The sequence below is a fragment of the Desulfosarcina sp. genome (assembly GCF_033791525.1).
Taxonomy (GTDB): domain Bacteria; phylum Desulfobacterota; class Desulfobacteria; order Desulfobacterales; family Desulfosarcinaceae; genus Desulfosarcina.
Map to the genome: position 1 here is coordinate 1 of NZ_JASJGN010000235.1, position 15,194 is coordinate 15,194.

The window sequence follows — 15,194 nt, forward strand, 5'->3', positions numbered from 1 at the left end:
CACGCTGTTTTTTGGGTTGACTCTCTTTCTTGCGCGCTTGTTTTTCGAGCTTGATTTCGGCCATACGGGCGATCTGTGACTCCAGCTCGGCGAGACCTTTCAGCTGCTGCTTTGCCTGACGGATTTTTCCCTTGATATGCCTGACCCGTGAATCTCGTTTTATCTGCGTCTCGTTCATCCCCATTGATTTCAGCGTTTCCTCGTGCACCGCCAACTGATTTTCGGCAGTTGCCTTGTGTTGCTCCACGTATGGTTTCCTTCTCAGCATTGTTCGTTTTCCTTTGTATAGGGGTTCGCGTGTCGCCTGTCCAACCGATTGACATGACGAATAAATTTATGAAATCATAGAATCAATGTACAGGATGTCGAGAAACTATTGCGCTTGGCCATACCGTGTTAAAATTCGGCTCAACGTGCTCATTGATCACCCATCAACTCCGCTTTTTCGCCGCGTTTTGCCTTGTCTTGCCTACGCTCACGACGTTTATCAACACCCTTTTAAGGTTTCACCGGGCACTATCTACTATAAGCTTCTACATAACAGCACGCAAGGCGCATTCTCGTCAGTGCCGCCAACAAAGGTGCCAGGATGAGTTGGATTAAAAAATTTCTGTTGTTCGAAGAACACACCTGCCCATGGTGGATGGCCTACTCGTGGGACCACAGGCTGCGCAGGTGGTTTCACGATACGCATGTCATTTTGAAACCCTACCTGTCTGAAGGCGATCGTGTGGCGGATATCGGCTGTGGAATGGGATATTTCTCAATCGCCATGGCCGACTATGTGGGCGCTTCGGGCAACGTATTCGCCGTGGACCTGCAACAGCAGATGCTCGATGTGTTGAATAGGCGCGCCCGAAAACACGATACCGGGCAGCGAATCCAGACCGTGCTGGCGGGCAGTGAAAAAAAATATATCGACGGACCGCTGGATTTCATCCTCACGTTTTGGATGCTGCACGAAGTCGAAAACAAAGCAGCCTTTTTGGGGGCCTGGTATTCATTTTTAAAGGACGGCGGAACCTATCTGCTGGTCGAGCCGAAAATTCATACCTCCCGGAAACTGTTCGATGAAGAAGTGAAATTGTGCAGACAGGTCGGGTTTGAACAGATAGCGCGTCCCCACGTCCGGGTCAGTCGTGCAGCGCTTTTTATGAAATGAAATAAAGGCCCATTTTTCACAGGAGCGGCTTCCAACCGTGATCACATGGCATTATCGCGGCTGGAAGCCGCTCCTACATCATCCCGTTTCCTTTCGGATATATGGCTATGCAGTGCCTGCAAAAGCTTTTTACGACGTCATCAATATTGAAGCGGACTGGCCGCACATATGGAAGGGTCGCCGCCGAGTTATTTTTGCAGACTTTTTTGATATTCTGTTGTATAAAATGCCCCCGACCACCTTGCAGGCCAGTAGCTCGAATTGGTAGAGCACCGGACTCCAAATCCGGGTGTTGGGGGTTCGAATCCCTCCTGGCCTGCCAATTTTTATCTGTACCCTTGTTTGACCGACAACTCCATGAGATTCAAAGACACCCTCAAGGATTTCTGTTACCGCCAACTCTTTCCCCGGGCCGGTCTGGTGCTGGTCAAACTCATCTCCCGCACCTACCGCTACCGGCTGGTGGACACGCACCACGAACAGGGTGCGCTCGATGCCCACGGCACAGTGGTCTACGCCTCATGGCACCAGCGGTTTTTCCCGGGCATCACCTTCTTTGCCACTCGGAAGGCCATCGCGATCATGATCAGCCAGAGCCGGGACGGGGAGATGATCGCCCGGATGGTGGATATCCTGGGATGGCGGTCGGTGCGGGGGTCGTCTACGAGAGGCGGCGTCCACGCCCTCAAAGAACTCCGGTCTTTGACCAACCGGGGATATCGCGTCGGGCACATCGTCGACGGCCCCCAGGGGCCTTTCGGGGTGGTCAAACCCGGCCTGATCACCATCGCCCAGTTCTCCGGCGCACCTATCCTGCCGGTGATCGCCTCTGCCGAGCGGCGCTGGGTATTCAACAGCTGGGACCGCTTCATGGTTCCCAAACCCTTCTCCCGGGTATTCCTCCGTTTCACCCCGCCCATCCATGTTCCCCGCAGGCCCGATTCCGACGCTTTCGAATCCCTTCGTCAGGATGTTGAAAAACAAATTAAAGAACTCACCATCCAGGCCGATAACTGGTGGAGAAGCCCGGAAACGATCAGGCGCTATTTTCCCTGATCGCCCCCTTGCGCCGGACCCGCAACCCAGAGGATTCCGATGTCGGAACCCATGTTCAAACTTGTCTTCACCGACCCGGAGGACACGCCGCCGGATCGGGTCTACCTGGAGCATTACCAGCTCAGCGAAGCCCCCTTTGCCATCACCCCGGACCCGGAGTTTCTCTTCTCGGCCAGCTGCCACCACCAGGTGCTCGACAAGATCGGCTACGCCATCGACGGGCGCATGGGCTTCGTCCTGCTCACCGGGGAGGTGGGCACCGGTAAAACCACCTTGTGCCGGGCGCTGCTCGATCGGCTGAGCCTCGACGCCGAAACCGTCTACGTGATCAATCCGTCGCTTTCCGGCCATGAACTGCTGGCCAGCATCCTAGAGGACCTGGGTACAACCCCGCCGCCGCAGGCCACCAAAAAAGCGCTCATCGACCAGCTCAACCAGCGCCTGCTGGCCGACAGTACGAACCGTCCCTTTGTGGTGATCATCGACGATGCCCAGACCATGACACCCGAGACCCTGGAAGACCTGCGCCTGCTGTCCAACCTGGAGTCGGACAAGCGTAAACTCATCCAGGTGGTCCTGTCCGGCCAGCCGGAACTGCTGGACATGCTGGCCAACGATCGGCTGCGGCAGTTGAAGCAGCGCATCGCCGTGCATTGCCGCCTCAACCCGCTCACCGTTCAGGAGACCGGCGCGTACATCTCCCGGCGGCTCTTCGTGGCCGGCAACACGGGCCAGGTGTGTTTTTCCCATGCCGCCACGCAATTGATCCATAAACGGTCCTGCGGAATCCCGCGGCTGATCAACAAGATCTGCGATTTCACCCTCACCGCCGGCTACGTCAGCGATGCACCGGTCCTCGGCCCTGCCCATGTGAACCGGGCCCTGGCCGAGCTGCCGGACCTGGATATTCGCGGGGCCCGAAACGGCGGCCCCATTCTGCGCTACGGGTTGCCGGCAGCCGCCATGCTGCTGCTGGTGCTCTTTGCCGCCGTGGTTTGGGCCCTCCGCCCCGACGACCGTACCCAGGCTACACCGGCCCAGCTCCTCCCCGCGGCAATCGAGGAGACCACGGGGCTGGCGCCGATATCACAGCTGCCTGATTCCGGCGGGGTTTGCCTTGCCCCCTCGCCAATCGAACCGACAGCCGGTGAGGCGGCAGCAAGTGAAATAACCGCGGTTACCACCTGTACGACGGGCGGCGCCAGTCCGCCTGTTCCAGTTGAAAAGAAACGGGTCTTGCCCCAACCCCCCTCACCCGCCACCTATGCGCTCCAGTTGGGATCATTCCGCACAGTGGCGCGCGCCAGGCGCAGCGTGGCCCAATACCGCCGGAATGCCATACCCGCTCACTGGCAGGCAGTGGAGGGCGGGCAGTGGTACCGGATCCTCGCCGGCAAGTTCGAAAGCCGGAACCAGGCCGTCCGATACAGGGACGCGCACCAGTTAAAGGAGGCCCGGGTCATCCATGCACCCTGGACGGTCCGGGTGCTGCCGGGGCGGCCGGACCTGACGGAGGCCGAAATTCTTAGATTTATTTCAGAAATCGGCTATGACAGCCTAATGGAAACGGGCCTTGCGGGCGATAATAAAATCTATACCGGTCTTTTTGTATCGGTTGAAGACGCAGCCGTGACTGCCAAACGGATAAACAGCAGCGGTCAGATCCTGGCCCAGGTGGTTACCCGCTAGTCCGGGTGACCGTCTGGTAGCGTAAAACCGGAGTCATTTGCATGAGCCTGATGAACGACGCCCTGAGGAAAAAAAAGCATGCGGCCACGGGAAGCCCCGTTGCCAAGGGCTTTATCGAGGTATCCGGCCAACCTCGGATAACCAGGCGCTGGCTCGTCGTTCTGGCAGGATTGATCCTGCTGACCATCGGGGTCTTTTACGGAAATTACCTGATGCAGTCCGGCACGGGCAACACCCTGCTGGTGATGACGCCCCAGCCTGGACGATCCTTACCGCTGCCGAACCATCCCATTGAGACGACGTCCGACGTCCAGCATCGGTCCGCTGGCGAGCCCCAGCCGGCATCGGCAGACCGTCAGACGGAAACCGTGGTATCCGAGGATCCACCCGAGGGAAATCGCCTGGCCACGGCCGAGGTGAACCCGGCGCCACCGTCGCCGGCGGTCAGCGGCGACATGCCGGGCACCCGCACCGGCGAGACCGCTGCTGCGCTGCAACCGGCCGATGAGAAACCGGCCGTCCCGTCTGCCGCCGAGACCGCGTTGTCAATTGAAGCGATTGTCGAACCGTCTCAACGGGAACCGAACACCATCTCCCGCGCCTTCGAACCCGGTCCGATTCAAACCGACCCACGTGAGAAAAGCCGGCCGGTGGCATCTCGGCAAACCCCCTCGCCCGCGGCCGTTCAAGCATCTGAGACCCCCGGCAAGTTGAAGGCAGGCGCGGCGGTACGCAAAAACGCCCCGTACCCGGCGGAGGAGGATCTGTTTTACAAAAAGGCCCGCGCCTACCATCGCAACGGCCGCCTATCCGAGGCCACCCGCCTTTACCGGCAGGTCCTCAAGACCCGTTCAAGCCACCCGGACGCCATGCTGAACCTGGCCGCCGCATACATGCAGCAGGGAAAATTTATCCAGGCCGCACCCCTTCTCGAACGACTGGAACGGTCAACCCCCCGCCCCCAGGGCGTGCTGTTGAACCTGGCCATGGCGGCAATCGGCATGGGCGCACCGGAAAAGGCCCTGGACTTCCTGGACCGGGCAGCCGCGCTGTCGGATGCAACCCCCTGGGAAATTCGTTTTCACCGGGCTGTGGCCTTTGCCGGGATGAACCGGCTCCCCGAAGCCCTGGACCTGTACCGCGAAGCCGAAACAGAACGACCCGATGATCCCCGGCTTCAGTTCAACCTGGCGGTAACCTGCGATGCGCTGGGCTTTTATGCGGAGGCGGTGGCCCATTACGAGGCCGTTCTGCGAATCCCGTCCGAACCGTCTGCAACCGACAAGGAAACCATTAACAAGCGCATCCGGACCCTCAGGCGGTATCTCAAAACCGCCCAATCAACGGCAACAGGGCAGTAAGATGGCAAAACGCATTGGCGATATTCTCATCGACCTGGGGTTCATCGACCAGGATCAGCTAGAGATGGCCCTCACGGAATCCAAAAAAACCGGGATCATGCTGGGCGACGTGCTCCTGCGGCTGGACTGGGTCACCCAGGAACAGCTCCAGATGAGCCTGGCGGTGCAAAGCGGCGCCAAGCTTCTCGACACGGATGCCATCAAGGTGGACCCCGGCCTGATCGCCCAGGTCCCCCAGGAGTTCGTTACCACCCACAGCATCATGCCGCTGCAGAAGCGGGACGACACTATCCTGGCCGCCACCAACAACCCTTTTGACGTGGTCGCCAAGGACAAACTGGCCCGCATCACCGGCTGCAGGGTGGAAACCTACATCGCCTCCAAGGACTGGCTGGCGGGTGCCATCGAGCTTTACTACAAGACGGCTCTGGCCATCGACGTCGACATCGACCGCATCACGCGGGCCACGGTGACCGACGGCGAATTCGAAGAAAACCAGATCGTCCTGCTGGGGGACCGGCTGATCGAAAAAGGGCTGGTGCTGGGCGCCAGCGACATCCACGTGGTGCCCGACGTGAAGCTGTCCCGCATCTACTACCGGATCGACGGCGTGCTGCAGCAGAAGTTCCTCTTTCCCATCCGCTTTCACAAGAGCCTGCTCACCCGGTTCAAGATCATGGCGGACATGGACATCTCCAACCCCAACATCCCCCACGACGGGCGCATTAAGTATTCCGGTGAAATCGGAGAAATCGACCTCCGCGTCTCCACCTTCCCCACCCATTTAGGGGAGACCGCGGTCATGCGGCTGCTGATCTACAGCAAGGTGGTCGGCGACCTGCGGCGCCTGGGCCTGGAAGAATCCGATTTCGATCTTTTCCTGTCACATATCAAGCGGCCCTACGGCCTGGTCGTGGCCACCGGTCCCACCGGTTCAGGCAAGACCACGACGCTCTACTCGGCCCTGATGACGGTCAACAGCCCCAACATCAACGTGATGACCGTTGAGGATCCCATCGAGTACATCATCCCGACCATTCGCCAGACCGCCGTCAACCCCAAGGCGGGGCTCTCTTTCGGTAACGCCCTGCGGTCGGCCATGCGCCAGGACCCAGACATCATCCTGGTGGGCGAGATCCGGGACACGGAAACGGCCGACCTGGCCCTGCGGGCATCCATGACCGGTCACCTGGTTTTTTCCACCCTGCACACCAACGACGCCGCGTCAGCCATCAACCGCCTGCTGGACCTGGGGGTGAGCAAGGGCATTTTGGCCTCATCCCTGAGCCTGGTCATCGCCCAGCGCCTGGTCCGCAAAATCTGCACGAACTGCTGCGACCACGCCGAGCCCACCGAACGACAGATCGCATTGTTCGACCAGCACGGCATTGCCCCGCCAGAGCGTCTGGTAGTCCCGGTTGGATGCGACTCCTGCTACCATGCCGGCTACCGCGGCAGAACAGGCATCTATGAAGTCATCCGCGTGGACCGGGAGATCCAGGCCCTGATCTTCTCCGGCGCGCTACACAGCACCATCGAAGAGGCGGCCGTGAAAGCCGGTACCAGCCTGATGCTCAAGCAGGCCCTGAGAAAGGCGGCCGCCGGCCTCACCTCCTTCGAGGAAGTCTACCGGGTGGTGGCCGATGCCTAAATTTGTTTACCAGGCCATAGACACTGCCGGCCGCCTGTTAAAAGGAAGCGCCATTGCCGCCAGCGAAAGTGAACTGGAAGGCAAGCTGCTGGACAAGGAACTCACCCTGGTATCCAGCCAGCTGCACACCGACGGGTTCCTGGGCAAAAGCCTCCTCGGGGAGCGCATCCGCCAACGCGATATCATCGAGTTCTACCACCGGCTCTACCAGACCCTGGAACTGGGCCTGCCCATGCTGTCGGCACTCGAGGAAAATGCCGTCGGGCTGCCCTCACGGCCGATGCGGCGTATCGTCGACGAAATACGCATCGCCATCGAAAACGGCAACACCTTCACCACCGCCATGTCCAAGTTTCCCAAGGCCTTCGGCAAGCTCGACCTGGCCATCATCCGCATGGGCGAGGAAACCGGTGTACTGCCCAAATGTCTCAAGGATCTCTCCGCGTTTCTGGAGTGGAAGGAAGAGATCCGCTCGACGGTCAAGCGGGCGGCCATTTACCCCTCGTTCGTGATCATCGTCATCGTGGCCGTGATCGGCGTCTGGGTGGGGTATGTGCTGCCTCAGCTGGCCGGCCTGCTGGTGCAGATGGGTGTCGAACTGCCCACCATGACCCGCTTTATCCTGAACCTGAGCCAATTCTTCAGAAACTGGTGGGCTGTCATCACCACTGCGATGGTGCTGTCCGCCATTGCTGTCTACGTCCTTCAACTCACCGAAAAAGGCGGGGTGCTGTTTCACCGCCACCTTCTCAACCTGCCGGTCGTCGGCGGGGTAATCTCGAACATCGCCATGGCACGGCTCAGCCACAACTTTGCCACCATGTACCAGGCCGGCATGTCCATCAACGGGATCTTCGAGATCCTTTCGGCCAACGTTCTGGGCAACCGCTACCTGGAAATGCTGCTCAAAAAAGCATTTGACGCAGTTCAACGGGGCGACGCCATCTCGGACGGCTTCGACCGGGCCGGCGGTTTCCCCCCGCTGCTGCTCGGCGCCATACGCAACGGCGAAACCACCGGCACCCTGGATGTCTGCTTCGAACGGTTGGGCAACTACTACGACCGGGAGGCCAAACGGACCGTCCAGACCATGATCGCCACCATCGAACCCATGTCCATCATCATGCTGGGCGGTGTTTTCGGTTTAATCGTCCTGTCGATTCTTTTGCCGCTTTATGATGTGATTGGGAAATTCTAAGGACGTCGGTCTCTGGTTTGTGGTTATCGGTTCGGCATTCAGGGGAACAAATGGCATCATTAAAAAAATTTGAGGATATCGAAGCTTGGCAGAAGGCCAGAGAATTGACACGGGCGGTATACGCCCTGACAGGCTCGGGGACATTTGCCAGAGATTTCGGTCTTCGTGATCAGGTCCGGCGGGTCGCCGTATCCGTGATGTCAAATATTGCCGAAGGCTTCGAACGGGGCGGTTCTGCCGAATTTTCTCAATTTCCTGCCATTGCAAAGGGCTCTGCAGGCGAAGTCGAAGCCCAGCTTTATGTGGCCTTTGACCAGAAGTACATCTCCAAAGCGCAATTCGATTCAATCAGAGCCATAGCCGCCTCAACCAAAAAACTGATTGCCGGCTTCATGAACTATCTCAAACAATCGAAAATCAAAGGCCTGAAATTCAAATCTCAACCACAGACCAGAAACCATAAACCAAAGACCCGTTAATAATCCTCCCTGATCTGATCCACCGTCAGGGCCTGGTCGTAGATGGCCACACCGTCGATCGATCCCGTGAAGAAATGCTGGCTGCCCTCGTTATCGGCACCGATGGTCAGGTCGATACCGGGCAGCACGGGCAGGCTCACGGCCACGGCGGTTTCGTCCAGGCTTCCGTCGAAGTAGATGCGCATGCTGTCGGTGGCATCGTCGTAAACAAAGGCCACGAAATGCCACTGGTCCGGAATCATGGAGATGGATTTGCGCGTCACCGTGTAGCTGCCGCCGTCGCCGATGCCGCCGTAGGGCCGGCCGTTATCCACCCCCAAAAAGTAGAAGTAGTTGCCGGCGCGCCGTGAGACGATCTTGGCATGGGCCCCCGGCGAGCGCTCACGGATCCAGGCGGCCAGGGTCAGCCCGCCGGTCAGGCGCAGGTCGGGATGATCGGCCACGCGGACATGATCGTTGCCATCCACGCTCAAGGCGGCGTTGGGCAGGCCGAAACGGTCCGCCGTGTAGGCCCCGCCGACCAGCGTGCCGTCATGCCCACCGCCCCCGCCGTCGTCGGCGGTGCCATTGAATCCGTAGGATACCACCCGGTTGGGGTGAGCAGGCCCGGCCAAGAGACCACGAATTTCCGCATCGGTAAGGGCCCTGTCGTAAACGGCCACGTCATCGACATCCCCGGTGAAATAGCCGGCGGACCCCTCGGAATCGGCACCGATGGACAGGTCCACCCCGACGGTCGGCGGAAGGCTCTGCGTCACCGTCGTCATGCGCTCGGTGCCGTCGAAATGCAGGAACATGCGGTCGACGGCATCATCGTAGACAAGGGCCAGATGATTCCAGCGGTCGAGGGACATGAGCAGGGATTTACCCGTAACCGTGTAGGTGACATCGTCACCGATGCCGCCGTAGGGATGACCGTTGTCCACCCCCAGAAAGTAGAAATAATACCCGCTGCGACGGGAAATGACCTTGGCATACTGGCCGATGGCGGTCTCTTTGACCCAAGCCATCAAGGTGAGCTGGCCGGTCAGGTGAAGGCTGGAATGGTCACTCACGCGCACGTAATCGCCGGAACCGTCAAAGGAGAGCGATGCCCCGCTGCCGTCCGGGGTGTCGGTGGTCCAGCCGGTGTTTCCGACCAGGACCCCATTGTTGGGACCCGCGCCGTCGCCGGCCGTCGGACCCACGCCTTCGTTGAAATCCCATTTGGAGACCGGTGAGGGTCCGGCAGCGCAGGCGGTCACACCGATATCAAAGCGCCGCTCCACAATAGTTCCTGCTGAATCGGTCAATGTCGCTGCCAGCGTGTATGCACCGGGGGTGGCCGAGGTGCCGCTGAGGTCGCAGGCCGCGCCCGCCGGGACGAGGGTCATCCAGGCCGGCAGGCTGGCCGCCCCCCAGGTGTAGGGCGGGACGCCGCCCTCGGCAAACAGGTCGCCGCGGTAGGGTTCGCCGCTGCAGCCTTCGGGAAGCTCGTTGTTGAGTAAGGCCAGCCGGCCGGCCGTGCGGTCGTAGCAGCCGGCCCGGTTGCCCAGATCGGCCAGCGATACGACCTCGGCCAGGTCCAGCACGGAAATAGCGGCGTTGCCAGCATAGGCCCCCGAGATGCCCGGTGTGGTATCGACACTCACATTCTCACCGCCGCTGATGATGAAAAACGCCGTATCTGCCGCACCATCGGCAACGATCCCCGTCGACTCCCGGCCGCACAGCCCGCCGCCGGCGGAAGCGGCCAGATTGCCGTCATACACGTAGACCAGCGCACGCCGCCAGGGATCGTCGCGAACACCGGCGGCGGTGACGAATTCCGCGGCCGTGGGCAGGCGGCCGCTGGCCACGCTCCAGGCGATGACGGAACGGGATGCCCGGTCGAGCAGGTTGCGGGTCGTTTCGGATCGCATCCGCCGGCTCGTGGGGCCCACCAGATGCATCCCGGCACCGATCAATGCCCCGGCGATCACGAAGGTCAGCACAATGGGCATCAGGGCCATGCCGGCCTGGCCGGTTGCTGATCGAAAGAATCCGGAATTTGCCATGGACATGCGGTATAGTAAAGGTTCTAGTCTATTAATCCTGAAATTCGTGGTTTTTATGTCAGAAAACAAAAAGACAGATAGCAAATAAATAACAATAGCCAAAATCCAAATGACAAATAAATAACAATGACTAAAATCCAAGATTCCAAACCTTATGATTTTGAAGAAAGGACATTCCGATTCGCTAAAAATGTAAGGTTTTTCATTAAAACATTGTCAAAGACAATTGCAAGTATCGATGATGGCAAACAACTATTCAACCCTGAACCTTTGAACGCTTAAACAGTTTCGAATTTGGCTATTGTTATTTGAATTTTATTTGAGATTTGGTGCTTGCAATTTGTTTTTTCCGGTTTGTCCGGGTTAGGGGTTGACGGTCAACACAAAGGACCGGCTGGTGCAGTTGTCCAGGCTGGCACCGCCGGCGCAGGCCGCGTCATTGCCCGGATTGCTGTTGTCACGCACCCAGACGGTCAGCAGAAAGCTTCCGGCGACGGTTGGCGTGCCGTTGATCAACAGGTGGTCGGCGCGCGTCCAGACGGCGCTGCTTTCGGCCAGCACGGCGCCATCGGTGTCGAATCCGATGTTACCCGTGTCCGTGTGGTTGCGAACGTTCAAGCCGGAAGGCGCCGCACCGGTGGGCGTCTCGACGCACCAGAGGTAATCGCCGCCGGCGGCAAAGGGAACGCCGCCGTCAACGTAAACCGCCGCCGAATAGGGGCTGGTGGTCCGACCGGGAGGCAGTTCGTTGTTCATTATCGCCAGCTGCGGGCCCCGACAGCCGATCTTGCCGCGCAGCTCGTCCAGGGTGGCCCACTGGAGGATGTCGTCGAAGGGCTCGACCCGGTTGAGGTCGGCGGCATAACCGTCCACGTCGCCCACCCCGTTCGGGTAGACGTCGATGACCGTGGCGGCGTTGACGGCCAGGCTGCCGGCGGTCTGGTTGTTGAAGTTCTCACCGCCGCTCAGCACCAGAAAGGCCACGTTGGCCACAGAAACCGGAGCGCTGCATGCGGCATCCGGGCACTGGCGCAGGGTAATCCGGGTGGTCCTGCGGGTGCACATGTCGCCGGTGGTCGGGTTTCCATCGGCCAAAACGGAATCATATATGTATTGAACGGGCCGACTCCAGGCGTCGTTACGTTTTTTGATGACGCCGGGAAACTGGGCCGCTGTGGGCAGGACACCCCGGTTGGCGGCGGCATGGCCGACAACCGCCTCGGCACCGGCATCCACCGTTTCGGTGGACTCGATCCGTTTGGCCCGGATGGAGAGCGGACCGATGAGCGAGGCGCCGAAGCCCACGATGAGCCCGATAATGACCATGACCATGGCCATCTCGATGATGGTGAACCCGGCTTGGCGGTTTTTCATGGCATCCCACGCAAGGATCGATCGTCCTCCTGGTTTACGACACTACGGATACCACCACCGCCTTCCCAAGCATGCTTCCTGCGGGAGGCGGCGGCATATTCTCAGGTACACAGGCAGATACGGGCAACCTAAAGCGGCAGGTAGAAATAAGTCACCGGACTGGTTGCCGCCGCATAGGCCTCGTTGGCACGGAGGGTTCCCGTATTGTATACGCCGTCGTCATACTTGGTGTCGATCTCCAGAGCCACGTCCCAAGGCAGGTTGTCATAACGGATATAGTGATTGGCACCGGCACCTGGATTGGCCCAGTACACCAAGTAGGTACCGCCGAAGGCGTGTTTGGGCAAATCGCTGGTACCGTTAAATGTCCCATCGATGATGCCCGCGTTCACCAGGTCTTCGAAGAGTTGGAAGTACTCAGCCCCTGCGATCAGGCCATTGCCATTGCCGTTGTGGGCGTCACCGGGCGGGCTGGTGGCCAGGTTTTCGTCTCCGGGATAGGCACCGTATTTATCGTAGAAGGTGTAGAAGGCGGCCCGCACCTCGTCTGCGGATTTGACCACCCGCTTGACCTTGGCGTTCTGGATCATCGACTGCCCCTTGAGGACCCCGCCGATCAGCAGTCCGATGATCACCAGCACAATGGCGATCTCCACCAACGTAAAGCCTTTTTGATTCCTAGTCATGTCACTTGTCCTCCATTTCCAGTTTACAAGAATAAAAAGATTACATTCATACTATCGGTTGTTCATCTGCTTCACTTTAGCGCTGATTATTGAATAACACTGCCCAGTCGCTACGGTCACACACGGTCCTGGACATGGGGTGTAATAAAGATCACCAGTTCCCGACTCTGAACAGTGTCATCCACGTGCTTGAACCATCCGCCAACCAAAGGAAGGTCTCCCAATATGGGTAAACTTTCAAGCACCGTATCTTTCACCTGGCTGATCAGTCCGGCCAACACTACCGTGTTCCCCCCACGGACCCGCACCGTTGTAGACAATTCCTGCAAGTCGATGATGGGATTGGTAATGGTTTGCACGCTAAATGCGGACGTGGGCAGTTCCACCTCAGTCTCCTCTTGAATTCGAGTGATAGTAGGGACGATATTCATGGTAACGGTGGCATCGGTGGCAATCTGGACTGAAATCCCAAACTGTAAGCCGAGAACCGCCCGCTTGATGCTGGTACCGAAGGTAGTAATTCCGGTATCGTCGTCACGGTCAATGCCATCGATATCTCCGTACGGGAACTGAAAACCTACTGTCAGCAAAGCCGATCGGCCATTCATTAAGGAAAGGTGCGGGTTGGAAACCACGGATACTTCCCCCTGGGTTCTTAAAAAATCGACAACGGCACTCAGCGACGACTGATCGGCCAGAGTGAGGGTGCTCCCGCCGTTGATGTTTAGACCGAAGCTATCCACGAAAAAGCCCGATCCGGAAGTGAAAGCGACGTTGACTGCCGACCAGTCGATACCCAACTGGGTGTTGTCCTTGAGCCGGACCTCCATGATCTTGGCCTCAATGAACACCTGGCGGGTGAGGGATTCGTGCAGGGCGTCCAGGAACCGGACCATGGCGGCCACCCGTCTGGGTGTGTCGGCCATGTAGATCAGTCCGCCGTTGCGATTGATACGCACGATGCCGGCTTCGGATTTGAGCGTTGCCAGGGTCGCATCGATGGCCGACCAGGCGTCCGATGTTTCCCCGGTTTTACTTGATTTTATGACATACTTGCCGCTGACCCCGGCGTCTTCGACACTGGAAGCCAGCATATCCCCTCCCACCTGGATATCGGTTTCGCCGGGCATGTCCAGGTAGTCGAAGGAATAAATCCGCTCCATGAACGTCCTGACATAGAGCACCTCCTCCTCAACGATCCAGGCGTAACCGGCACCGTTTTTCACCAGCATGTCCATGGCTTCGGCAAAGGTGGCCTGCTTCAGATGGACCGTGACCCGCCGCGACAGGTCCACGTCCGACTCCACCGACAGATTCAGCTGGGACCCCTGCATGACAGCTTCGATGGCCGCAGTCAGGGGTACATCGTTCAGCGTCATTGAATACAGGGTTTCCGGAAGGTCCAGTTCTGCGGTCCGGGGCAGGATCATCTGGGAAAAGGGCGGCGGCCCCGGCGGCGCCGGATGAGTTTCCCGCTTCAGGGCCGCCTTGATTGCATCCCGATCGACAATTTCTTTCAAGGGTTGCCTGGGCGGCGTCACAGCACAACCGCCAAGAAATACCAGGGCCAGCAGAATCGTGCCAATCCGTTTTGTGTCTATCAGTCTTTTCACATTTCCCCCCCTGAAAGCAGGTGGTCGGTGCAATGGTTCATTGTGCGGTTAACGAATAGGCAATATCCGGCGCCTTTAAAAACCAGGCTTGATCTCGCCTGACCAGCGAGACGCCCCTACGGGCGATCCGCATTACCGTGAGAGTGCCGAGTCGGTCCCCTTCGGCACAGATGCGTCCGTCCAATACGGCCAGCCGCCTGGACCCGCCATCGCTGGATCGACTGGTCATAATGCCCGTCAGTGCCGGCAGCGTCACCGGCGCAGGTGCCCTCTTTCTTGCATATGACGGCGGGGCAGGCGTTTGCTGAAATGCCGGTTTTTCTGCTTCCACAGCCACGGGTTCAAACCAGCTTGTCAGCAGATCCATACCGGAAGTAATTTTTTCAGCCTGGGTGGTTACCAGCATGCGATAGTTCCGGAACCCCTGGTCCGCGATGCGGACCCCGCTGGAATTACCGGCAAGCGGTTCATCCAGCAGCGACATGAGCATGGTTCCGTTGACGCCCAGCACCACCAGGCCGGCCAGAATCCACAGGCCGACCAAAGCGTGTATGCGGTTGCCCAATCGATGCATGTCAGCCTGTCCTCTCCGCTTCGGCAAGTGTGTAGCGGTAGTTGAAGACAGCCTGGAGCCGGCTTGTCCGGTTTCGATTGTCGTAGGAGATATCCATGCGCTCGATCACCAGATAGGGGTAAGCATCCTCCACAGCGGCAATCCATCCCACGATGGCCGGTACCGGTCCGGCAGCAAGAATCGAAATGGACACCGACCGGGGGTCCTGAGTGTTGTCATCCGCTTCCACCTTCATCTGCTGGAGACCAAAATCCCAGGAGAGGCGCTTCAGATCATTCTCAACCACCAGAAACCCCAGGCCAAACGATTTCACCG

General features: G+C 59.0%; 14 protein-coding genes and 1 tRNA gene. 8 read left to right on the plus strand and 7 right to left on the minus strand.

The annotated features are described in order from the left end of the window. A partial coding sequence (locus QNK41_RS11685) for a hypothetical protein (protein ID WP_319256968.1) occupies positions 1-247 on the minus strand: 247 nt, incomplete at its 3' end. Positions 248-589: 342 nt separating this feature from the next. Here QNK41_RS11685 and QNK41_RS11690 point away from each other — a divergent pair. From QNK41_RS11690 to QNK41_RS11725, 8 genes are all read left to right on the plus strand, one after another. Beyond that, positions 590-1,162, plus strand: coding sequence for a class I SAM-dependent methyltransferase (locus QNK41_RS11690; RefSeq protein ID WP_319256971.1), 573 nt, complete (start codon positions 590-592; stop codon positions 1,160-1,162). 245 nt (positions 1,163-1,407) lie between these two features. Further along, positions 1,408-1,484: transfer RNA gene (locus QNK41_RS11695), tRNA-Trp, on the plus strand. 35 nt (positions 1,485-1,519) lie between these two features. Continuing rightward, the gene (locus tag QNK41_RS11700) at positions 1,520-2,218 is read left to right on the plus strand and encodes a lysophospholipid acyltransferase family protein (protein ID WP_319256974.1); all 699 of its coding nucleotides are present in this window, start codon (positions 1,520-1,522) and stop codon (positions 2,216-2,218) included. A gap of 39 nt (positions 2,219-2,257) precedes the next feature. Continuing rightward, the gene (locus QNK41_RS11705; protein ID WP_319256978.1) at positions 2,258-3,907 is read left to right on the plus strand and encodes an AAA family ATPase; all 1,650 of its coding nucleotides are present in this window, start codon (positions 2,258-2,260) and stop codon (positions 3,905-3,907) included. 41 nt (positions 3,908-3,948) lie between these two features. Beyond that, entirely contained in the window at positions 3,949-5,268 is a 1,320-nt protein-coding gene (locus QNK41_RS11710; RefSeq protein ID WP_319256981.1) for a tetratricopeptide repeat protein, read from the plus strand. 1 nt (position 5,269) lies between these two features. Beyond that, positions 5,270-6,919 carry a GspE/PulE family protein gene (locus QNK41_RS11715; RefSeq protein WP_319256985.1) on the plus strand — a complete coding sequence of 550 codons (1,650 nt, stop codon included), beginning with the start codon at positions 5,270-5,272 and terminating at the stop codon, positions 6,917-6,919. Then, entirely contained in the window at positions 6,912-8,117 is a 1,206-nt protein-coding gene (locus tag QNK41_RS11720; RefSeq protein WP_319256988.1) for a type II secretion system F family protein, read from the plus strand. The genes QNK41_RS11715 and QNK41_RS11720 overlap by 8 nt, the downstream gene beginning before the upstream one ends. 50 nt (positions 8,118-8,167) lie before the next feature. Further along, positions 8,168-8,596: a four helix bundle protein gene (locus tag QNK41_RS11725; protein WP_319256991.1), complete on the plus strand. Its 429-nt coding sequence runs from the start codon at positions 8,168-8,170 to the stop codon at positions 8,594-8,596. Here the strand turns inward: QNK41_RS11725 and QNK41_RS11730 are convergent. From QNK41_RS11730 to QNK41_RS11755, 6 genes are all read right to left on the minus strand, one after another. After that, positions 8,593-10,632: a LamG-like jellyroll fold domain-containing protein gene (locus tag QNK41_RS11730; protein ID WP_319256994.1), complete on the minus strand. Its 2,040-nt coding sequence runs from the start codon at positions 10,630-10,632 to the stop codon at positions 8,593-8,595. The two genes, QNK41_RS11725 and QNK41_RS11730, sit on opposite strands and share 4 nt — an antisense overlap. A gap of 363 nt (positions 10,633-10,995) precedes the next feature. After that, complete coding sequence (locus QNK41_RS11735) at positions 10,996-12,006, minus strand: type II secretion system protein (RefSeq protein WP_319256997.1); 1,011 nt, start codon at positions 12,004-12,006, stop codon at positions 10,996-10,998. Between the two features lie 128 nt (positions 12,007-12,134). Next, the gene (locus QNK41_RS11740; RefSeq protein ID WP_319257000.1) at positions 12,135-12,692 is read right to left on the minus strand and encodes a type II secretion system protein; all 558 of its coding nucleotides are present in this window, start codon (positions 12,690-12,692) and stop codon (positions 12,135-12,137) included. Between the two features lie 116 nt (positions 12,693-12,808). Continuing rightward, on the minus strand, positions 12,809-14,305 hold the full coding sequence (locus QNK41_RS11745; RefSeq protein ID WP_319257003.1) for a hypothetical protein: 1,497 nt from the start codon (positions 14,303-14,305) through the stop codon (positions 12,809-12,811). A 37-nt stretch (positions 14,306-14,342) separates the two neighbouring features. After that, positions 14,343-14,879 (minus strand): hypothetical protein, encoded by a 537-nt coding sequence (locus QNK41_RS11750; RefSeq protein WP_319257006.1) that lies wholly within the window; start codon positions 14,877-14,879, stop codon positions 14,343-14,345. A 1-nt stretch (position 14,880) separates the two neighbouring features. Then, positions 14,881-15,194, minus strand: a 314-nt coding sequence (locus tag QNK41_RS11755) for a hypothetical protein (protein WP_319257009.1), incomplete at its 5' end; no start/stop codon positions are given.